The 20,762-nt window shown below is 73.8% G+C and carries 15 protein-coding genes; 3 read left to right on the top strand and 12 right to left on the bottom strand.

The window, feature by feature from the left end; all coding sequences use genetic code 11:
• Positions 1–159: 159 nt before the first annotated feature.
• Together AB0F58_RS16075 and glyA are read right to left on the bottom strand one after the other, a co-directional pair.
• The gene (locus AB0F58_RS16075) at positions 160–561 is read right to left on the bottom strand and encodes a hypothetical protein (protein WP_357142945.1); all 402 of its coding nucleotides are present in this window, start codon (positions 559–561) and stop codon (positions 160–162) included.
• Entirely contained in the window at positions 558–1,844 is a 1,287-nt protein-coding gene (gene glyA, locus AB0F58_RS16070) for a serine hydroxymethyltransferase (RefSeq protein WP_357142942.1), read from the bottom strand. The genes AB0F58_RS16075 and glyA overlap by 4 nt, the downstream gene beginning before the upstream one ends.
• A 35-nt stretch (positions 1,845–1,879) precedes the next feature.
• Here glyA and AB0F58_RS16065 point away from each other — a divergent pair, with 35 nt between their 5' ends.
• The gene (locus AB0F58_RS16065) at positions 1,880–3,361 is read left to right on the top strand and encodes an SDR family oxidoreductase (RefSeq protein WP_357142940.1); all 1,482 of its coding nucleotides are present in this window, start codon (positions 1,880–1,882) and stop codon (positions 3,359–3,361) included.
• Positions 3,362–3,490: 129 nt separating this feature from the next.
• Here AB0F58_RS16065 and AB0F58_RS16060 read toward each other — a convergent pair whose 3' ends face one another.
• The 4 genes from AB0F58_RS16060 to prmC form a co-directional block, all read right to left on the bottom strand.
• On the bottom strand, positions 3,491–5,605 hold the full coding sequence (locus AB0F58_RS16060; protein ID WP_357142938.1) for a transglycosylase domain-containing protein: 2,115 nt from the start codon (positions 5,603–5,605) through the stop codon (positions 3,491–3,493).
• A 132-nt stretch (positions 5,606–5,737) separates the two neighbouring features.
• Positions 5,738–6,349 (bottom strand): phosphotyrosine protein phosphatase, encoded by a 612-nt coding sequence (locus AB0F58_RS16055; RefSeq protein WP_357142936.1) that lies wholly within the window; start codon positions 6,347–6,349, stop codon positions 5,738–5,740.
• Entirely contained in the window at positions 6,350–6,991 is a 642-nt protein-coding gene (locus tag AB0F58_RS16050) for an L-threonylcarbamoyladenylate synthase (RefSeq protein WP_357143256.1), read from the bottom strand.
• Positions 6,991–7,932: a peptide chain release factor N(5)-glutamine methyltransferase gene (gene prmC / locus AB0F58_RS16045; protein ID WP_357142934.1), complete on the bottom strand. Its 942-nt coding sequence runs from the start codon at positions 7,930–7,932 to the stop codon at positions 6,991–6,993. The genes AB0F58_RS16050 and prmC overlap by 1 nt, the downstream gene beginning before the upstream one ends.
• Before the next feature lie 156 nt (positions 7,933–8,088).
• Between prmC and AB0F58_RS16040 the strand changes: the two genes are divergently transcribed.
• On the top strand, positions 8,089–9,639 hold the full coding sequence (locus AB0F58_RS16040) for a GGDEF domain-containing protein (RefSeq protein ID WP_357142932.1): 1,551 nt from the start codon (positions 8,089–8,091) through the stop codon (positions 9,637–9,639).
• A 102-nt stretch (positions 9,640–9,741) separates the two neighbouring features.
• Here the strand turns inward: AB0F58_RS16040 and prfA are convergent, their stop codons facing one another.
• Complete coding sequence (gene prfA, locus AB0F58_RS16035) at positions 9,742–10,830, bottom strand: peptide chain release factor 1 (protein WP_357142930.1); 1,089 nt, start codon at positions 10,828–10,830, stop codon at positions 9,742–9,744.
• A 91-nt stretch (positions 10,831–10,921) separates the two neighbouring features.
• On the bottom strand, positions 10,922–11,146 hold the full coding sequence (gene rpmE / locus AB0F58_RS16030; RefSeq protein WP_357142927.1) for a 50S ribosomal protein L31: 225 nt from the start codon (positions 11,144–11,146) through the stop codon (positions 10,922–10,924).
• A 208-nt stretch (positions 11,147–11,354) separates the two neighbouring features.
• On the opposite strand from rpmE, the gene AB0F58_RS16025 reads away from it, so the two are divergent.
• Positions 11,355–12,251: an AAA family ATPase gene (locus AB0F58_RS16025; protein ID WP_357142925.1), complete on the top strand. Its 897-nt coding sequence runs from the start codon at positions 11,355–11,357 to the stop codon at positions 12,249–12,251.
• A 131-nt stretch (positions 12,252–12,382) separates the two neighbouring features.
• Here AB0F58_RS16025 and AB0F58_RS16020 read toward each other — a convergent pair whose 3' ends face one another.
• From AB0F58_RS16020 to AB0F58_RS16005, 4 genes are all read right to left on the bottom strand, one after another.
• Positions 12,383–15,829 carry a phosphodiester glycosidase family protein gene (locus AB0F58_RS16020; RefSeq protein ID WP_357142923.1) on the bottom strand — a complete coding sequence of 1,149 codons (3,447 nt, stop codon included), beginning with the start codon at positions 15,827–15,829 and terminating at the stop codon, positions 12,383–12,385.
• A gap of 145 nt (positions 15,830–15,974) precedes the next feature.
• Positions 15,975–18,083 carry a transcription termination factor Rho gene (rho, locus tag AB0F58_RS16015; protein ID WP_357142921.1) on the bottom strand — a complete coding sequence of 703 codons (2,109 nt, stop codon included), beginning with the start codon at positions 18,081–18,083 and terminating at the stop codon, positions 15,975–15,977.
• 298 nt (positions 18,084–18,381) lie between these two features.
• Positions 18,382–19,326, bottom strand: coding sequence for a homoserine kinase (gene thrB, locus AB0F58_RS16010; protein WP_357142919.1), 945 nt, complete (start codon positions 19,324–19,326; stop codon positions 18,382–18,384).
• A 123-nt stretch (positions 19,327–19,449) separates the two neighbouring features.
• Positions 19,450–20,694, bottom strand: a complete 1,245-nt coding sequence (locus tag AB0F58_RS16005; protein ID WP_357142917.1) for an MFS transporter — start codon at positions 20,692–20,694, stop codon at positions 19,450–19,452.
• Positions 20,695–20,762: the final 68 nt, after the last annotated feature.

Raw genomic sequence — 20,762 nt, 5'->3', positions numbered from 1 at the left:
GAGCGAACGGTATCAGCCGCTCGAATGAGGCTGTGAGTCACCCCCCGCACAACCTGGTCGTGTGGGTCAGGGAAGCCTCGACTGGCCGATAGGCTACGCCTGTCTCGCGCTTGACGAAACTCCATCCCCGGCGTGGCGACGGCAACCCGACAGCCGAATTCAGTCACCCGGTGTGTCCACCTGCGGACGATGATCGCGGAATGTCCACCAGACCTGGGCGGACACCCAGCCGATGGTCGCGACGATCATCGCGGCGGCCATCATCCGGATTCCGCCCCAGCCGGTGTCGACGACGCCGAACATCACCACCCCGAACAACAGGAACTTGGTGACGTACGTGGTGAGCCCGACGCTCATCACCAACTTCGGGTGCACGGAGTCGGCCCAGGCGATCGCCAGGCTCGACAGCGCGTAGCTGAAACTCACCAGGGCCACGCCGGCCGCCCCGCCGGCCGCCCCGACCGCACCGTCGACCAGCCAGCCGGTCCCGGTGGCGAGCACCAGCAGCACCGCGGAACTGAGCAGCGGCAGGACCAGGTGCCGCAGTCGCTGGCGGATCACCGGGGGTACGCCGGGAACTCGCGGACCAGCTCGGCCACCTCGCCGGCGATCGTGGTCAGGTCGCTCGACCCGGTGGGCCCGTCGGGGTCGGTCCGTACCGCCCGGGCGATCAGCGCGGCGATCCGTCCCATCTGCGGCTCGCGCATGCCCTGGGTGGTCACGCTGGGCGTGCCGATCCGGATCCCGGAGGCGACCATCGGCTTCTGCGGGTCGTACGGGATGGCGTTCTTGTTCAGCGTGATGCCGACGGCGTCGCAGCGCGCCTCGGCGTCGGCCCCGGTCACCCCGAACGGGCGCAGGTCGACCAGGACGAGGTGGGTGTCGGTGCCCCCGGAGACCGGACGCATCCCCTCGGCCGTCAGCCCGTCGGCGAGCGCCCGCGCGTTGCGGACCACCTGGTCGGCGTACGCCCGGAAGTCCGGCCGGGCGGCCTCGCGCAGCGCGACGGCCTTGGCCGCGACGGCGTGCATCAGCGGACCGCCCTGGGTGAACGGGAAGACCGCCTTGTCGATCCGGGCGGCCAGCGACTCCCGGCAGAGGATCATGCCGCCGCGCGGCCCGCGCAGCACCTTGTGCGTGGTCGCGCAGACCACGTCGGCGTACGGCACCGGCGAGGGTACGGCCCGCCCGGCGACCAGGCCGATGAAGTGGGCCGCGTCCACCATCAGGTACGCCCCGACCTCGTCGGCGATCTCCCGGAAGCGGGCGAAGTCGATCAGCCGGGGGTAGGCGGTCGCGCCACAGATGATCATCTTCGGGCGGTGGGCGAGGGCCAGTTCCCGCACCTCGTCGTAGTCGATCAGCTCGGTGTCCGGGCGGACGGTGTAGCCCACCGTGGCGAACCACTTGCCGGAGAAGTTCACCCGGCTACCGTGGGTCAGGTGACCGCCGTGCGGGAGGTCCATCGCCAGCACCGTGTCGCCCGGCTGCACCAGGGCGGCGTACGCGGCCAGGTTGGCGCTCGCCCCGGAGTGCGGCTGGAGGTTGGCGTGCTCCGCGCCGAACAGCTCCCGCGCCCGGGTGATGCCGATCTCCTCGGCCCGGTCCACCTCGGCGCAGCCGCCGTAGTAGCGGCGACCCGGGTAGCCCTCGGCGTACTTGTTCGTCAGCGTCGAGCCGAGCGCGGCGAGCACCGCCGGCGAGGTGAGGTTCTCGCTGGCGATCAGTTGGAGGCCGCCGCGCAGCCGGTCCAGTTCGCCGAGCACCACCGACGCGATCTCCGGGTCGGTGGCGCTGAGCTGGTCGAAATCCGGCCCCCAGAAGGTGGGCGTCGCGTTGTCCACAACGCCAGAGTCTATGGGGCCGCAGACTGGAGACCATGAGATGCCTGGTCACCGGCGCCACCGGCTACATCGGCGGGCGGCTCGCGCCCCGACTGCTCGACCGGGGCCACACCGTGCGCTGCCTGGCCCGGTCCGCCGGGCGGCTGCGCGACGTGCCGTGGGCGACGCGGGCCGAGGTGGTGGAGGGCGACCTGCGCCGGCCGGAGACGCTGCCGGCCGCCTTCGCGGACGTCGACGTCGCCTACTACCTGGTGCACTCGCTCGGGCAGGACGGGTTCGAGGCCGCCGACCGGGAGGCGGCCACCCGGTTCGCCCAGGCGGCCCACGCGGCGGGCGTACGCCGGATCGTCTACCTCGGCGGGCCGGAACCGGCGGCGGGCGCCGACGCCTCCCCGCACCTGCGCTCCCGCAGCGAGGTGGGGCGGATCCTGCTGGCCAGCGGGGTGCCGACCGTGGTGTTCCGGGCCGCGGTGATCATCGGGTCCGGTTCGGTCTCGTTCGAGATGCTGCGGTACCTCACCGAACGGCTGCCGGTCATGGTCACCCCGAGCTGGGTACGCAACCGGATCCAGCCGATCGCGGTCCGGGACGTGCTGCGCTACCTGGTCGCCGCCGCCGACCTGTCGCCGGAGGTGCACCGGGCCTTCGACGTCGGCGGGCCGGACGTGCTCACCTTCGCCGCGATGATGCAGCGGTACGCCGCGGTGGCCGGGCTGCGCCACCGGATCATCCTGCCGGTCCGGCCCCTGACCCCGGCACTCTCCTCGCACTGGGTGGGCCTGGTCACGCCGGTGCCGAACCGGATCGCCCGGCCGCTGGTGGAGAGCCTGGTCCAGGAGGCGGTGGCCCACGAGCACGACATCGCGCGGTACGTCCCCGACCCGCCGGGCGGGCTGACCGGCTTCGACGAGGCGGTCCGGCTGGCCCTGGTGAAGGTCCGCCACGGCGAGGTGGAGACGCGGTGGTCCACCGCGAGCGGGCCGGACGCGCCGGCCGAGCCGTTGCCCAGCGACCCGGAGTGGTCCGGCGGCTCGGTCTACCTCGACCTCCGGGAACGTCGGGTCGACGCCCCGCCGGAGGCGCTGTGGCGGGTCGTCGAGGGGGTCGGCGGCGAGCACGGCTGGTACTCCTTCGGGCTGGCCTGGTCGCTGCGCGGGTGGCTGGACCGGCTGGTCGGCGGGGTGGGGCTGCGCCGGGGCCGGCGTGACCCGCAGCGACTCCACGTGGGCGAGGCGCTCGACTTCTGGCGGGTCGAGGAGATCGTCCGGGGTGAGCTGCTGCGGCTGCGGGCGGAGATGCGCCTGCCGGGCCGGGCCTGGCTGGAGATGCGCGTCGAGCCGACCGACGACGGCGGGAGCCGCTACACCCAACGCGCCGTGTTCCTGCCGCGCGGGCTGGCCGGGCACACCTACTGGGCGGCGGTCGCCCCGTTCCACGCGGTGGTCTTCGGCGGGATGGCCCGCAACATCGCCCGGGGCGCCGAGCAGGCCCCCCGCGCCGCCCCGGCCCCCCGGTGATCCGCGCGGGGACCGGAACCGGTCCTCCGGTGGCTGGCCCGGTCCCCGCCTCCGCGTGACCCGGACGTCGACCGGCGCCCTGCGGACGGCCGCCCGCCGGGAACGCGGACGGGCCCGCGCGCGGCCGGTCTAGTTCCCCGCGCGGCGGGCACCACCGGACCGGGCGATCGTCTCGCTGGGTGGCGTGAAGTCGCGGACCGGCTGGTTGCGCAGGGCGGCGGCGAGGATGTCGGCGACCCCGTCGACCATCTCGGCCTGCACCGCCCTGCCGGCCGGGTCGCGGGGGTCGTCCGGGTTGGTGGCCATCGCGGCGACCGCGAGCTGCGGGGTGGCGGCCACCACCGTCTCGGTGCCGTACCCCTCGGAGCTGCCGGTCTTGCCGATCACCGGTCGGCCGAGCCGCTCGCGCAGGCCGGCGGCGGTGCCACCGTCGCAACGGCCGAACGCCGACTGGTCGCCGACCGGGCAGCGGGCCGCGTCGGCCGCCGCGCGGGCCACGTCGGCGTCCAGCACCCGGCGGCAGTCCGGCCGGGCGTCGTCCAGGGGCCGACCGGCACGGTCGGTGATCGTGCGGACCGGCAGCGGCGCGCAGCGGACCCCCTCCGCGGCCACCGTGGCGTACGCGGTGGCCAGGTCGAGCGGGGTGGTGCCCGCGACGCCCAGCACGAACGGACCCCACTCCCGCGCGCCGTAGCGGGCCCGGTGGGCGTCCTCCTCGGCACGCAGCACGATGCCGAGCCGCTCGGCCATCTCCACCACCCGGTCCGCGCCGACCTGCTCCGTCAGCCAGACGAAGTACGTGTTGACCGACCGGCCGAACGCGGTCCACATCGTGCGTTCACCGTCCATCGACGGTGGGTCGGCGTTCGCCGGGCACCACCGTCCGTCACAGCTCGTCGGCCCGGAGACCGGCCACCGGGTGACGATCTTCGTCGGCGCGACGTACCGGGTGTCCAGGGGCGCGCCGGCCTCCAGAGCGGCCAGCAGGGCGAAGAGCTTGAAGGTCGAGCCGGCCTGGTAGCCGACGATGCCGTCGCCCCCGGCGACGAGCTGGTTGACGGTGTCGGGGCGGTTCTGCTGCCCGGCCGGGTTCGGGCCGAGGCCGTAGCCACGGTTGACCGCCATCGCGAGGACCCGCCCGGTGCCCGGTTGCACCACGGCGGTGGGCAGCGCGTGCGGGCTCTGCGTGTCGTACACCGCCAGCACCCGCTGCTGCGTCTCACGTTGCACGTCCGGGTCGAGGGAGCTGACGATCCGGAAGCCGCCCCGGCGCAGCGTCCGCTCCCGCTCGTCCGGCGACCCGCCGAACGTCGGCTGCGCCTTCCACCAGTCGGTGAAGTAGTCGCAGAAGAACCCCCAGTCGTCACGCCCCTCGGGCACCGCCGCGCAGTCGTCGGGCTCCACGCTCGGCTTCAGGGCGATCCCTTCCGCCCGGGCCCGGTCGGCCTCCGCGGCGCTGACCGCACCGGTTTCCACCAGCCGGTCCAGCACGTACCCCCGCCGCTCCAGCGCCGCGTCGGCGTCGCCGTGGATCGGGTCGTCGGTGTGCGGCGACTGGACCAGCCCGGCGAGCAACGCCGCCTCGGCCAGGGTGAGGTCGGCCGGGGACGTGGAGAAGTAGCGCCGGCTGGCCGCCGCGACGCCGTACGCGCCGGAGCCGAAGTAGACGATGTTGAGGTAGCGGCCGAGGATCTGGTCCTTGTCGAGTTCGCGTTCGAGGGCGAGGGCGTACCGGATCTCCTGGATCTTGCGGGCGGTGGTGATCTCGGTGGCGGCCCTGCGCTGCGTCTCGCTCAGGGTCGGATCGCTGCTCAGCACGTTCCGGACGTACTGCATGGTCAGCGTGGAGGCACCCTGCCGGACCGGGCCGTCGCCCTGGTTGGCGGTGAACGCGCGGGCGACCCCGCGCAGGTCGACCCCGCTGTGGTCGTAGAAGCGGGCGTCCTCGGCGGCGAGGATCGCCTGCCGCATCACCGGGGCCACCTCGGTCAGCGGCACGTCGGCGCGGTTCTCCTCGAAGAAGGAGGTGATCAGGGTGGTGCCGTCGGCGGCGTAGAGCGTGGAGCGCTGGGCGGTGGGGGGCGTGACCAGGTGCTCGGGCAGCTGCGCGTACGGCGCGGCGAGCGTGGAGAAGCCGAGCCCGAGCACCAGCGCGAGCGGCAGGGCCGCCGCGGCGAGCACCACCCCGGCCAGCGTGCCGGCGATCACGACGGTCAGCAGCTTGTGCAGACGGGCCTGGGTCATCCGCTCTCCCGGAGCAGGAGCTGGGCTAGGACCCGTCCAGAATGGCCCGCACCGACCCACCGGGGTCGCGCTTTCCACTAATCAGCATAAAATTCGCAGAACACCACAAATTACGACACAATTCGAGTCAGCTCAGGGCAGCAGAACCGCCGCGAGCGGTTGCACCGTCTCCTCGATCTCGTCGGCTACCCGGATGAAACACTGGTCGCCCCGACCCCACGGGTCGTCCAGGTCGTCACCGGGCAGCGCGGCGGCGCCCCCACGCGCGGCGTGGACCGCCGCGACCAGGGCGGTCCCCCGGGCGTACACGGCCTCCGGGGACGCCTCGGCCGGCGGCAGGCCGGCGGCGTCCACCCCGCCGAGCAGCCGGCCGAACTCACCCATCACGAACGTCCGCACGGCGGCGTCCGGGCGCAGCGCCACCACGTACTCCTGCTGGTCGGCGGTGGCGGTGAGCACCAGGTCGGCGGCGTCGATCTGGTCCGACCGCAACCGGCGGGCGGCGAACCCGGCGCTGTCCCCACCCCGGGCGGCGACCTGTCGGGCCGCCGGCGGGTTCATCTCCGCCCCGACGTGCCAGCCGCCGGTGCCGGCGCTGTGGCTGTAGAGCAGGTCGTCGACCCGCGCCGGGTCGAGCGCGCGCCGGCCGAGCCGCTCCCGGACGGCCAGCACGAGCAGGCGTTCCGCCATCGGCGACCGGCAGATGTTCCCCATGCAGACGTGCAGGACGGTGAAGGGCGGCACCTACGCCACCTGGCTCTCGATGTCGGGCACCACGTCGCGCAGCTCGGTCAACGAGATGGCGCCCTCCCGCACCACCTGCGGCACCTCGCCGGTCAGGTCGATGATCGTGCTGGGCACCGGATCCGGGCAGGGCCCGGCCTCCAGGTAGCAGCGGACCGCGTACGCGAGCTGGTCACGCGCCTGCTCGGCGGTGAGCGCCGCCGGCTGGCCGGTCTTGTTCGCCGAGGAGACCGCCATCGGGCCGGTCTCCCGCAACACCTCCAGCGCCACCGGGTGCAGGGGCATCCGCACGGCGACCACGCCGTTGGTCTCCCCCAGGTCCCACTGGAGGCTGGGCGAGTGCTCCACGACGATGGTCAGCGGCCCCGGCCAGAACGCCTCGACCAGGTCGCGGGCCGCCCGGGGCAGGGTGAACACCAGCCCGTCCAGGGTGTGCCGGGAACCGATCAGCACCGGCGGCGCCTGCCGGCCCTGACCCTTCGCGTCCAGCAGCGCCTTCACCGCGAACGGGGTGAAGGCGTCCGCGCCGACCCCGTACACCGTGTCGGTCGGCAGGACGACCAGTTCGCCATTCTTGACGGCCTCGATCGCCGCGGCGATGCCGCGGTCCCGATCGGCCAGCGACCGGCAGTCGTAGAGCATCACGAGGAGCCAGTCTGCCACGCCGGGGCCGGAACGTGGTCGGGGCGGCGCAGCGCGGTGGTGAAGCGGGGGCGACCGGCGAGGTCGACATGGCCGGTCACGGCGTCGAACCGGCCGTCGGCGATGATCAGCTCGGGTACCGCCTGGCCGTGCGTGTCGTCGTGCTCGACCGCCAGCGCCCCGCCCGGCCGGAGCAGCCGGGCCGCCCGCGCGACCACCGGCCGGACCACGGCCAGGCCGTCCCCCCCACCGAAGACCGCCTCCGCCGGGTCGTGACCGGCCACCTCCGGCGGTACGGCGGTCCCGGCCGGCACGTACGGCGGGTTGCAGAGCAGGACGTCGACCCGGCCGGCCAGCTCGTCGAGGAGCCCGGGAACCGTGACGTCCGCCTCGACCACCTCGATCGGCCGGTCCCCGGCGGCGGCCCGCTCCGCCGCGTTGCGCCGCAGCCAGACCAGTGCCGCCGCCGACCGCTCGACGGCCACCACCCGGGCCGCCGGCACCTCCTGGGCGACCGCGAGCGCGACCGCGCCGGAGCCGCTGCACAGGTCCACCACCAGCGGCTCGGCACTCCCCCGGGCCCGGGTGATCCCCCATTCCACCAGCAGCTCGGTCTCCGGGCGGGGGACGAAGACACCCGGGCCGACCGCCAGCTCCAGGTGCCGGAAGCCGGCGGTCCCGGTCAGGTGCTGCAACGGCTCCCGGGCCGCCCGACGCGCCACCAGACCGTCCAACCGGTCGAGCTGGTCGGGCGTGAGGCCGTCGACCAGCAGCAGCCGCCCCCGGGGCACCCCGAGCACGTGGGCGGCGAGCAGTTCCGCCTCGGCGCGGGGGGCGTCGACACCCGCCCCGGCGAGGATCCGGGTCACCCGGGCGAGCACCGGCGGGCACGGGTGTCGGTTGTTCGTCCCTTCGGACGGCTGTTGCGGCGTGACAGTCACGACATAATCATGAAGCGTCGCGCACGTCACCCCGAACAGGCGCGTCCTTCTCCGGTGCGCCCCGTGGCGTCGACCGGTCGTCGGGCGTGACACACCGGGTGTGTCACCGAGCGACCACGGTGCGGCGCCGGAGTCGGCGCGGACGGGAGGCTGCGGGTGGGTTGGCTCGACCGGGTCACCGACCAGGTTGACGCTCTCACGAAGGCGCGCGACCTCCAGGAGGCGAGTCGGTCCGCCGAGGCGTGCGTCCTTCTCGACCAGGTGATCCGCACCACCGCCGACCCGTTCGCACGGGCCGACGCCCGGGTCCAGCGGCTCTCCGCGCTGATCAACCTCGGTCGGACCGCCGAGTTCACCCGGGCCATCGAGGAGGCCTCCACCGCCGTCCGCGACCTCGCCGAGCCGTACCTGCACGGCCACCTGCACGCGCTGGCCGCGCTGGCCGCGCACCACCAGGGCGCCCTCGACCGGTGCGTCACCCACCTGGTCCGGGCCGCCCGGATGCTCGACGCGGTGGAGGACCCGGACCGGGACACCGCGTGGGGCTGGCACGACCTGGCGATGACGTACTCCTACCTCAGCTTCCACGGGTACGCGCTGACCGCCATCGAGAAGGCCCGGCAACTCGGGCTGGCCGCCGGCATCCCCGAGGAGACGTTCGCCGCACCCGGCATCCGGCTGCGCAACGCGGTCGCCCTCGACCACAACGGCGACAGCGACGGCTGCCTGCGGGTGCTCCGGGACATCGCCACCGACCTGGACCGCTTCCGCCGTACCGGGCGGGCCGGCCGGCTGCGTCCGAGCAGCCTCGCCGCGTACGGCTACACCGTCGCCCGCCGCGCCGCCCTCGGCGAGCCGATGGCGACGGACGGCGAGAACGACCCGGTCCGGCTGCTCGGGTTCGGCGGCGACAGCGCCCGCGCCCGCGACTTCCGTCAGCTCGGACAGGTCTGCCTGGCGATCGCCGGCGGCCGGCCGGTCGAGGCGGTCACCCGGCTGGACACCGCCTCGGTCTCCACCGAGACCCTCGGCGCGGCCGAAGCGGCCCGGCTGCGCAGCATCGCGCTGGGCACCGCCGGGGACCACGCCGGCGCGCACCGGGCCGACCGGATGGCCTTCCGGCTCGCCGCGCAGCGCAACGACCGCCTGCGGGACGTCTACATCGACGGCATCGCGGCCCGGATCGACCACGAGGAGATGCGTCGGGAGGCCGCCCGGTTCGAGGGTGAGGCGCTGACCGACCCGCTGACCGGGCTGCCGAACCGTCGCCGCCTGGAACGGCACATCGCCGGCATGGTCAACCGGGGCGAACGGCTGGTCATCGGCGTCTGCGACCTGGACGGCTTCAAGGCGGTCAACACCCGGCACGGCCACCACTCCGGCGACCTGGTGCTGCAACGGGTGGCCGGGGTGATCAACCGGGTGATGCGGCGTGGCGACTTCGTGGCCCGCTACGGCGGGGACGAGTTCGTGGTGGTGCTCGCCGGCACCGGGATCACCGAGGCGGCCGAGGTCTCCCGCCGGATCGACGCGGCCATCCGCACCGAGGACTGGGAGTCCGTGGTCCCCGGCACCCCGGTCCGGGTGACGATCGGCTTCGCCGAGGTCAACACGGCCGCGCCCCTGGGGCGGGACGCCATCCGCGCCGCCTTCGACGCCGCCGACCAGCAGATGCTGCGCGCCAAGGCCCGCTCCCGCCCCCGCTGACCCGCGCTCACCCCCGGCCGCACGCCGGCCGCGTGGCCGCCGGGGCCCCTCGTCGGCACGGAGCGATGGCCGGGAACCCCTGCTACCGCTTGCCGGGCCGGCTCAGCGGCGACCGAGTTCCGGGTCCCCGGCCAGGCGGGCGGCACGGTCGGCCTCGGTGAGGGCGTCGAGCACGCCGTCCAGCTCGCCGGCGAGAGCCAGGTCCAGGTTGTACGCGGTGTAGCCGATCCGGTGGTCGGTGATCCGGTTCTGCGGGAAGTTGTAGGTGCGGATCCGCTCGGAACGGTCGACGGTGCGCACCTGTGCCTTGCGGGCGTCGGAGGCGGCGGCGTCGGCCTGCTCCTGCGCGGCGGCGAGCAGCCGGGCCCGCAGGATCCGCATCGCCTGCTCCCGGTTCTGCAACTGCGACTTCTCGTTCTGGCAGGAGACCACGATCCCGGTCGGCACGTGGGTGATCCGGACCGCCGAGTCGGTGGTGTTGACCGACTGTCCACCCGGGCCGGACGAGCGGAAGACGTCGATCCGCAGGTCGTTCGGGTCGATCGTGACGTCGACCTCCTCGGCCTCCGGCAGCACCAGGACGCCGGCCGCGCTGGTGTGGATGCGGCCCTGCGACTCGGTGACCGGGACACGCTGCACCCGGTGCACGCCGCCCTCCCACTTGAGCCGGGACCAGACCCCGCTGCCGCCCTCCGGCACGCCCTTGGTCTTGATCGCCAACGACACGTCCTTGACCCCGCCCAGGTCGGAATCCTGCGCGTCGAGCACCTCGGTCAGCCAGCCGTGCCGCTCGGCGTACCGGGTGTACATGCGCAGCAGGTCCCCGGCGAACAGCGCGGACTCCTCACCGCCCTCGCCGGCCTTGATCTCGACGATCACGTCCTTGGCGTCGTGCGGGTCGCGCGGGATCAACAGCTCCGCCAGGCGCTCCTCCAGCTCGGGCAGGGCCGCCGCGATGGAGTCCGCCTCGGCGGCGAAGGACGGATCCTCGGCGGCCAGCTCCCGGGCCGCGACGAGATCGGCACGCGCCTGCGCCAACTCGCCGGCCGCCTTGTGCAGCGGCACCAGTTCGGCGTAACGCCGCCCGATCCGACGCGCCGTGCCCTGGTCGGCGTGGATGGCCGGGTCGGCCAGCCGCTTCTCCAGTTCGGCGTACTCGTCGAGAAGGTTCGCCAGGCGCTCACTGCTCATGCTCGTACTCCCTGCGGTTGGCGCGAATTCGGGCAGAGACGGACGACGCCCGCGCCCGGTGGTGAACCGGACGCGGGCGTCGAACGGACGGCTACTTGGCCTTCTTCGCCTGAACCTTGGCGTACTTCTGCTGGAACTTCGCGACCCGACCCGCGGTGTCGAGCACCCGCTGCTTGCCCGTGTAGAACGGGTGGCAGGCGCTGCACGTCTCGACGTGGATCGAGCCGCCCTTGGCGGTGCTGCGGGTGGTGAAGGAGTTGCCGCAGGAGCAGGTGACCGCGGTGGTCACGTACTCCGGGTGGATGTTGGGCTTCATGTCGCCTTCGGTCCTCTCGTGGGTGGTCGCCGGGTCGCCCGGCTGCGTAGGTCGGGCCTGCGCAGGGTCGGGCGTGAACCGGAACCGGTGGCCGATTGACCAGTGTGCCATGGGCTTGCGCCGACCCGGCAACCGGGCCGCACAGCTGCCCCAACACGGTCCGGACCACCCGCATTCCCGCCCGGGTCCGGACCATTACCGTGACCGGGTGACCCGTCTCATCGCCACCCGGGGGCTGCCGGCCGCCGGCAAGAGCACCTTCGCCCGGACGCTCCAGCCGTCGGTCGTCCGGGTCAACCGGGACGACCTGCGCCGCATGCTGCACGGTGCCCGACTCTTTACCCAGTGGGCGGAGGCCCAGGTCACCACCGCCCAGCGGGCACAGGTCGAGGCCCTGCTGCGGGCCCGGGTCGACGTCTGCGTGGACGACACCAACCTGCGGGCCCGCACCCTGCGGGAGTGGGCCCGGCTGGCCGCCCGGTACGGGGCGAGCTTCGAGGTGCACGACTTCACCGACGTCCCGCTCGAAGAGTGCCTGCGGCGGGACGCGGAACGGCCGGCCGAGGAGCGGGTCGGCGAGGAGGCCATCCGCCGCCTGCACGACCGTTTCCTGGCCAACCGTCCGCTGCCCCTGCCGGTGCCCGAGGCACCAGCGGGCGGGCCGGCCCGGGTGCGTCCCTCGACCCCGGAGCCGACGGAGGTCGTCCTGGTCGACATCGACGGTACGGTCGCGCTGAACGTCTCCCGCAGCCCGTACGACATGACCCGGGTCGGTGAGGACGTGCCGAACGAGGCGGTCGTCGCGGCGGTCCGGGCGATGCACGGGGCCGGCTACGGCGTGGTCTTCTGCTCCGGGCGGGACGCCTCCGCCCGCGCCGACACGATCGCCTGGCTGGACCGGCACGTCCGGGTGCCGTACCTGGCGCTGCACATGCGGGCGGTGGGCGACAACCGGAAGGACTCGATCGTCAAACACGAGATCTACGAGCGCGAGCTGCGCGACCGGTACCGGGTCGTCGGGGTCTTCGACGACCGCATGCAGGTGGTCCGGATGTGGCGGGAGCTCGGCCTGACCGTCTTCCAGGTCGCCGAGGGCGACTTCTGACCTCCGACCGCTCCCCCGGCACCGGCTGGTTGCCGATGCCGGGGCCGATGCCCGGTGGTCGCCGATGCCCGGTGGTCGCCGGGGTCCCCCGGTCACCCAGGAAGCGGTGACCGGGGACCCCGGGACGTACCTCAGGCGGCGCGGACCGCGGTGGAGGCGGCGGCGGTGAGGCGCAGGGTCGCCTCGGTCCGGACACCGTTGACGGTCACCGCGAGCAGCACCGAGCCGGCCGGCCGCAGCGCGGTGAGCGTGCCGGTGGCCGGGTCGAAGCGGGCCACGTGCCAGGGCTTCACCCCGGCGGCTGGGCCGACGTGGACGCTCGGTGACGCCGACCAGTCCGCGCTGACCGGCGCGGCCACCGGCACGGTACGACCACCGGGCTGGGTGATCGTCGCGGTGATCGTCGCCGGGGCACCGACCGCGACGGTGGCGGGGGCGGTCAGGGTGAGCCGGTCGACGTGCGCCCGGAACTCGGCGGCCACCCAGCGCGGTCCCTCGGCCAGCGGGTCACGGCGGGCCCGCTCGGCCTCCTGGCGGGTCACCGGGTCCACCCCGACCATCGTCCAGCCGGTGAAGCCGCCCTGGTCGGCGGGGCTGGACGGCCCCTTGCCGGCGTTGCCGTTGATCAGGAAGGGCACCCCGTCGACCCGGTCGGCGTGGAACGTGCCGACGTGTCCACCGACGAAGAGCGCGCCCTTGCCGGTGCGGTGCTGGAAGTCGGCCAGCCACTGCTCCACCAGCGCCGCCTCCTTCCGGTCGGTGAGCTGGCTGGCCTTGGCCGGGCCGGGATCGCGCGGCGGGTGGTGGTGCAGCACGACCACCGAACCGACCCGGCCGTCGCCGGCGGCGGAGTCCAGCGCGGTCCGCAGGGCGCGGACCTGGTCGAAGCCGCCGCCGCGCAGCGTCCCGGTGGAGCTGTTCAGGGTGACGAAGCGGGTTCCCCTATGGTCGAAGACCCGCGAGGGCGCGCCGAAGACCGCCTCGAAGTTGGCGAGCGGGGCGCCCATGATCTCGTGGTTGCCCGGCACGTAGTAGTAGGGCAGCTCACCGGCGAGTTCCTCGTCGAGGATCCGCTTGGCCAGGGCGAAGTCCGCCGGGTAGGCGGTGTCCACGAAGTCGCCGTTGATCACGAGGAAGTCGGGTTTCGCCGCCCTGACCTCGCGCAGCGTCCGCCGGGCCTGGGCGACCAGGTCGCTGTCCGGGTTCGCCGCGACGAACTGGGCGTCGGAGAGGACCGCGAAACGCCACGGCATTCCGGCCACGGTGCCGTCCCGCAGCACCACCGGGTCGGTCCGGTGCGGCTCGGCCGGTACGTCCACGGTGGGTGCCACCTTCGCCACCAGGTCGTCGATGATCACCTCGCTGGTGTAGTTCGCGGCGGCGTTCGTCTCGGCCACGTAGAACCGGCGGACCCGCAGTGGGTACTGCACCCCGGCGGGTACGGCGAACTCGACGTACCGCCAGTCGGTCCAGGTGACCAGCGGCCCGCGCAGCACGTGCTGGGTGTCCTGCGCGTCGTGCAGGTGCAGGCTGGGCCACTCGCCGGTGCCGTTGCCCTTGATCCACATGCCGAAGGCCTGCGGCTGTCCGGGCACCGGGATCCAGGCCGGCGGGTCGGCGTAGGCGGCCCGGGTGCCGGTGGACTGGCCGAAGTCGTACGACATCTTCAGGCCGGTGCCGGTACGGCCGGGCACGGGCGTGACCGATCCGGTGGCGCGGGCGGCGCTGAACGTCCAGCTCGCGGCGTCGTCGAAGCCGGCGACCGGCACGTCGGTGAGACCGACGGTCACCGGCAGCACGGTGCGCTGCCCGGCCACGGTGACGGTGACCAGGGCGGAACCGCTGTCACGCAGCGCGGCGACGGTCAGGTTGCCGTCGGCGGTGGGCGTGATCCGCAGCAGGTCCCGGTCGTAGTCGAGGGAGAGGTCGGCCGGCTCGATCGGCGCGGTGTTCCCCTCGGCGTCGTACCCGACCACGCCGAAGGTGCCGGTGCCCCCGGTGCCGTCCAGGCCGACCCGGTCCACGGTGGCGTCGACCCGGGCCAGCGGGCCGAGCACGGTGAGGTCCAGCGTGCCCCGGGCCGCGCCGCGCCAGGCGGTGACGGTGGTCCGGCCGGCGCGGGCGGCGCGGAAGACCCCGTCGGCGTCGATCCGGCCCTGGGCCGCCGGGTTGGCCCGCCACCTGGGCGCGCCGGCCGCCGGGCCGTACGTCTCGTCGTGGCCGGCGGCGGTGAGCCGGCGGGTCAGGCCGGGGAAGACCCGGTCCGGTCGACCGCCCCGGACCGGCGCGACGCCGGGAGCGGCGGTCGGGTCGGCGGCGGTCTCCAGCCAGTACCCGGTGAGCCGGCCGCTGCCCTCGGGCGCGTAGACGGCCAGGCCGTTCGGCACCGCCCGCTCGGTGCCGTCGGAGGGGCTGTTCTCCACCTGGACGGTCGCCGCGCCGGGCTCACGGGCGAGCAGCGTGGAGGAGCCGCCACCGTCGAGGTTGAGGGCGTGGTGCGCGCCGAGTTCGGCCATCATCCGGCCCATCTCGGTCTGGGTGACGCCCCGACTGTCGACCTGCCGGCCGTCCACCGTCAGCATGATCATCTTGCGCCCGTCGGCGGTGAAGCCGACCGAGGTGCGCGGCGCGAGGGAGGTGTCCGAGATCTGTTGCACCACGCCGTCGCGGACCAGCACGTTGCCACCGCCGACGGCGGCGTGCAGGGTGCTGCCGTCGGACGGCTTGGGCCGGTAGGCGACGGTCACCGTGTCACCCGCCCGCAGCCCGGCGAGGGCGTCCGCACCGGCGTCCCGGCCGAGCAGGATGGTCGTACCGGCGGGGATCGGACCGCTGCCGGCGCGGTCGGTCACGGCGGTGACCCGCCCGTCGACCACGGTGACCTCGGTGACCCGACCCGCCCCCTCGACCGTCCGGCTCCGGTCGTACGAGCCCCAGAGCGCGGTGAAGACGCCGATGCCGTTGCCCTGGACCATGTTGTTGAACTGGGTCAGCGTGACCGGTCCACCCGGCAGGGTGGCGGTGCCGTCGAAGTGCACCTGGATCACCCGGCCGAGTCCCTCGGCGGTGACCGCCACCGCGTTGGTGTGCCCGGCGACCGGCGACTGGACCAGCTGGCCGTCGCGGATGCCGATGCCCTGGGCGGCACCGGAGTTGTTGATGTCGAAGAAGTCGCCGTTGACCGCGGCGACCGCGCGGGAGGTGTCCACCGCGCCGCGCAGCGGCTCGGCCCGGCTGACCGCGCCGGAGTTGACGTAGTCGACGTCGAGGTCCCCGGTCAGGTCGGCGGTGAGGGCGTCGGCCCGGAGCCAGCCCTGCTGGTCGTACCGGTCGAAGGAGGTCAGGTCGAGCCCGGGGGCGACCGGGCGGGTGGTCTTCGCGGTCTCCAGGCCGTCGGCGGGTGCCACGCCCGCCGGGGCCAGGGTGGTGACCGTGGTCGGATGGGAGGAGGCGCGGGGCACGTCCTCGGCGGCCGTGTCGGCTCCCGGCGGCGCGGCGACCACCGGAAGCGGGCCGGCCAGGCCGAGCAGCGGCGTCAGCAGCAGCACGCCGGCGAGTCGGGCGGATCGGGTACGCATGGGCGTCAGTCAACCCGACAACGAACAGAACTTTCAATACCTCATCAGCAAACCGAAAGAAAACTTCAGTGGGCGATCTTGCCCTGAGCAGCGGGAAGGGGCACGGCCGCGAGCGACCGTGCCCCTTCCCGAACGACCCGGCGGATTACTCGCCCGGCGTCGACTTGGCGATCTGCATCAGGAACTCGATGTTGGTCCGGGTCTGCTTGAGCTTGTCCAACAGCAGATCCAGCGCCGCCTGCGAGTCCAGCGAGTGCAGGACCTTACGGAGCTTGCGGTTGATGGCCAGCTCCTCCGGCGCGAGCAGGATCTCCTCCTTGCGGGTACCGGAGGTGTGGATGTCGATGGCCGGGAAGACCCGCTTGTCGGCGATCTTCCGGTCCAACTTCAGCTCGGCGTTGCCGGTGCCCTTGAACTCCTCGAAGATGACCGTGTCCATCACCGAGCCGGTCTCCACCAGGGCGGTGGCCAGGATGGTCAGCGAGCCACCGTTCTCGATGTTCCGCGCGGCACCGAGGAAACGCTTCGGCGGGTAGAGCGCGGTCGAGTCGATACCACCCGACATGATCCGGCCGCTGGCCGGCGCCGCCAGGTTGTACGACCGGCCGAGCCGGGTCACCGAGTCGAGCAGCACGACCACGTCGTGCCCCAGCTCGACCAGGCGCTTGGCCCGCTCGATCGCCAGCTCGGCGACGGTGGTGTGGTCCTGCGGCGGACGGTCGAACGTGGCCGCGACGACCTCGCCCTTGACCGACCGCTGCATGTCGGTGACCTCTTCGGGCCGCTCGTCGATCAGCACCACCATCAGGTGGCACTCCGGGTTGTTCTGGGTGATCGCGTTGGCGATCGCCTGCAACACCATGGTCTTACCGGCCTTGGGCGGCGACATGATCAGCGCCCGCTGACCCTTGCCGATCGGCGTGACCAGGTCGATGACCCGGGTGGTCAGGATGTGCGGCTCGGTCTCCAACCGCAGTCGCTCCTGCGGGTAGAGCGGGGTGAGCTTGTAGAACTCCGGACGGCGGCGGGCCTCCTCCGGCTCCATGCCGTTGACCGAGTCCAGCCGCACCAGCGGGTTGTACTTGTCCCGCCGCTGCTCGCCGTCGCGCGCCGCCCGCACCGCACCGGTGATGGCGTCACCGCGCCGCAGGCCGTACTTCTTGACCTGGGACATGGAGACGTACACGTCGTTCGGGCCGGCCAGGTAGCCGGTGGTCCGGACGAAGGCGTAGTTGTCCAGCACGTCGATGATGCCGGCCACCGGGACGAGCACGTCGTCCTCGCTGACCTGGGGCTCGCGCCCGCCGGTGCTGCCCGCGCCGTCACCGCCGCCGACCTCGTTGCGCTCGCTACGGCCCCGGCGACGGTCCCGGAACCGGCTCCGCCGGCCGCGCCGGCCGCCGCCCTCGCCGTCGTCGTCGGCGTCGTTGTCACGGTCCCGGTCGCTGCGCTGGCCACGCTCGGCCCGCTCGCCGCGCTCGGCCCGGTCGCCGCGCTCGGTCCGCTCACCGCGCTCGTTGCGGTCCCGCTCGCCGCGCTCGGTGCGCTCGTTACGGTCGCTCCGCTCGCCGCGCTCGGTCCGCTCGTTACGGTCGCCGCGCTCACCGCGCTCGGTCCGCTCACCGCGCTCGGTCCGCTCACCGCGCTCGGCCCGGTCGCCACGCTCGGCCCGGTCACCGCGCTCGGTCCGCTCGCCACGCTCGGTCCGGTCGGGGCGCTCGGTCCGCTCGGCCCGGTCGCCACGCTCAGACCGCTCGGCCCGGTCGGGGCGCTCAGTCCGCTCGGCCCGGTCGGGGCGCTCAGCGGTCTCCGGTGCAGTGACCTCACGCGGCTCCGCCGGGGCGGCTGCCGGAGCAGCGGCAGCGGTCACCGCGGCGCGCTCGGCGGTGGCGGCGGCCCGGCTACGCCGGGTCCGCGGCCGGGGCTCGGCCTCGGCGGTCGCCGGCTCCGCGGTTTCCCGCACCTCCGCCCGGACCTCCTCGCGGACGGGCGCGGCGGCGGCCGCGACCTCGGCACGCGGTCGAGGGGCCCCGGCGGCGGCCCCGCCCTGCCGCTCGGTGATGGCGCCGATCAGCTCGACCTTGCGCATGCGTGCGGTGCCGGAGATGCCGAGCGACGCGGCCAGGCTCTGCAGCTCCGGCAGCAGCATCGCCGACAGACCGGTCCCGCTCCGACGACGACGGGCGGGGGCGGCGGCGGTGGCTTCGCCAGCGACGTTGGAAACATCCGACGTCACGTCGGTGGTGTCGCTCAATGGATTCCTTCCCTCGATAGGCCGGGGTCGCCCGGAGTCAAGAGCTCAGGTGGCCGGGCGGCCTCGGTGCACCCGTGTCGCGTGACGCGCCGCGGGAGTCTGTGACACAGCAGCCGGTCGGTTTCCCGACCCACCAACCTCGGCGGGTAGGTCTCGCCGTGCTGCGGCGACCTGCGGAAACTGCGGTACGGCGTGGGCCTAGGCAGGAGTGAGACGGGCTGACCGCCGATAGCTTCGGGGGTGCGCCGACCCGCAGGAAGATCGCATGCTTCGCGGCTGTGCTAAGTCTAGAGCGTAATCAACTCATACGACCTGCGGCAACAGGGTCCCGCTCGGCGTGTCCCAGTCTACCCCGGTCGACCCGGGCACCGCTGCTGTCCACGGGTAACCGCCACAGCTGCCATCCTGTTCCCGGCGCGAAGTCCGCTCCGGGATCGGTCAGGGCCAGCACCGTCGGCCCCGCCCCACTGACCACGGCCGCCACACCGGCCTCCCGCAACGCGGTGACCAGGGCATACGTCGCCGGCATCCCCTCCGCCCGGTAGTGCTGGTGCAGACGGTCCTCGGTCGCCGGCAGCAGTAGCGCCGGGTCGGCGGTCAGCGCGTGCACCAGCAGCGCGGCCCGGCCGGCGGTCAACGCGGCGTCCGCGTGCGGCACCGAGGCCGGCAGCGCCGCCCGCGCGGTCGCGGTCAGCCCCCGCTCGTCGGGTACGAACACCGTGGGACTCACCCCGGCCGCCGGAGCGAGCGAGACCGCCCGCGCGCCGGTCGGCTCGGTCCAGGCCACGGTGAAGCCGCCGAGCAGGCAGGGTGCCACGTTGTCCGGATGGCCCTCGATGTCGGCGGCGAGGCGCAGCGCCCCGGCGTCGTCCAGACGCGCCGCTCCGTCGACCACCAGCGCACGCGCCAGCAGCACCCCGGCGACGATCGCCGCCGAGGAGGAGCCCAGCCCTCGGGCCTGCGGGATCCGGTTGACGCACTCGACAGCCAGCCCGGCGGGCTGACCCCCGAGGGCGTCGAAGGCGACGCACATGGCGCGTACCACCAGGTGCCGGTCGTCGTCCGGCAGCTCACCGGCCCCCTGGCCGGTGACCGCCACCCGGACACCGCCGGTGGTCACCTCGGCGGCGACGTCGTCGTGGAGACCGAGCGCGAGGCCGAGCGCGTCGAAGCCCGGCCCCAGATTGGCGCTGGTCGCGGGAACCCGGACCCGGACGGGGCCGGAGGCGAATTTCGGGGACACGGCTAGATGCTAGAAGGACTGCCCGCCCGGTGGGGGGCCGGGACGCCCCTGCTCACCGGGACGTGACCGGATCCACCGCCGCAGCCTGCCCGGCCAACGACAGGGGGGCCGGGACGCCCCTGCTCACCGGGACGTGACCGGATCCACCGCCGCAGCCTGCCCGGTCAGCGAGAGCCGCCGCGTGGCGATCCGCCAGCCGATCGCGTACACCAGGGTGGTCAGTCCGCAGCCGGCCAGCACGATCCGCTCGTCGACGGTGTCGATCAGAGCGGCCACCACCAGTTGGCTGACCGAGATGGCCAGCGTCGCCAGCATCATGTCGGTGGCGAAGACGCGCCCGCGCAGCCGGTCCGGCACCTCCCCCTGGAGCGCGAAGTTCGACATCACCCAGTTGCTGCCCCCGGCGAAGTGCGCCACGAAGACCAGCACCAGGACCAGCGGGAACCAGCCGGTCAGCGAGACACCGACGTAGGCGAGGCCGTAGGCGGACATGGACAGCGCCAGGCCGGTCAGCAGCCAGCGGCGGTTGGTCAGCACCCGGCGCATCAGGATCGGGCCGACCAGCGCCCCTGCGCCGCGCAGGGCGAAGAGCAGGCCGGTGCCGACCGCGCCCACCCCGTAGAGGCCGGCCAGCAGGGGGAACACGGTCAGCACGCCGTTGCCGAGGCCGACCGCCGACTTCACGGTGACCAGGGCGAGTACCCGGGGACGGTGCGCGATGTAGGTCAGCGCCTCGCGGATCGCCGCCCAGGTCCGCTGGGCGGGCTCGGCGTGGTCGCGGGGCGCCTGCAACGGTCGGCGGATCAGTGCGGTCAGGCCGGCGGCGAGCGCCAGGGCGACCGCCGCCACCCAGAAGCAGACGTACGGACCGAAGGCCGCGCTGAGCAGACCGCCCAGGGACGCCCCGACCACCGTCATCGTGCCCCAGGCCGAGCCGGCCACGGCGTTACCGGCGGCCAGTTCCTCCGGGTCGAGCACGTTCGGCAGGGCCGCCTGGGCGGCCGGCGAGTAGAACGCCTTCGCCACCGCGATCACCGAGATCGCCAGCATGGCCAGCCAGGCCGTCTCGGAGGTGCGGACGGCGAGCAGGAGCAGCGCGCCGACCAGGGCCGCGCCGTTCGCCACCATGAGGATGCGCCGCCGGTCGAACCGGTCGGCGATCGTGCCGGTGTAGGGCAGCAGCAGGGCCACGACCCCGGTGTCGACGGCGAGCACCAGCGCGCCCCACACCCCGCTGCCGGTCAACTCCGGCAGGAGCACCAGCAGGGGCACCATGACGAACCAGTCCGCGCCGAAGACCACCAGTTCGGCGAGGAAGAGGATGCGGAAGTTCCGGTTCCGGCTGAGGACGGAAAGGGTCGACGCCACGTGCCCACACGCTACCCGCCGCGCTCGATGGCGGTGGGGCACCGGTCGCCGGACCCGGTCGCCGGACC

Origin of the sequence: Micromonospora sp. NPDC023956 (assembly GCF_040639195.1) — a bacterium.
GTDB lineage: Bacteria > Actinomycetota > Actinomycetes > Mycobacteriales > Micromonosporaceae > Micromonospora.
Note: the sequence above shows the minus strand (reverse complement) of the source record. Positions and strands in the feature narration are given on the sequence as shown.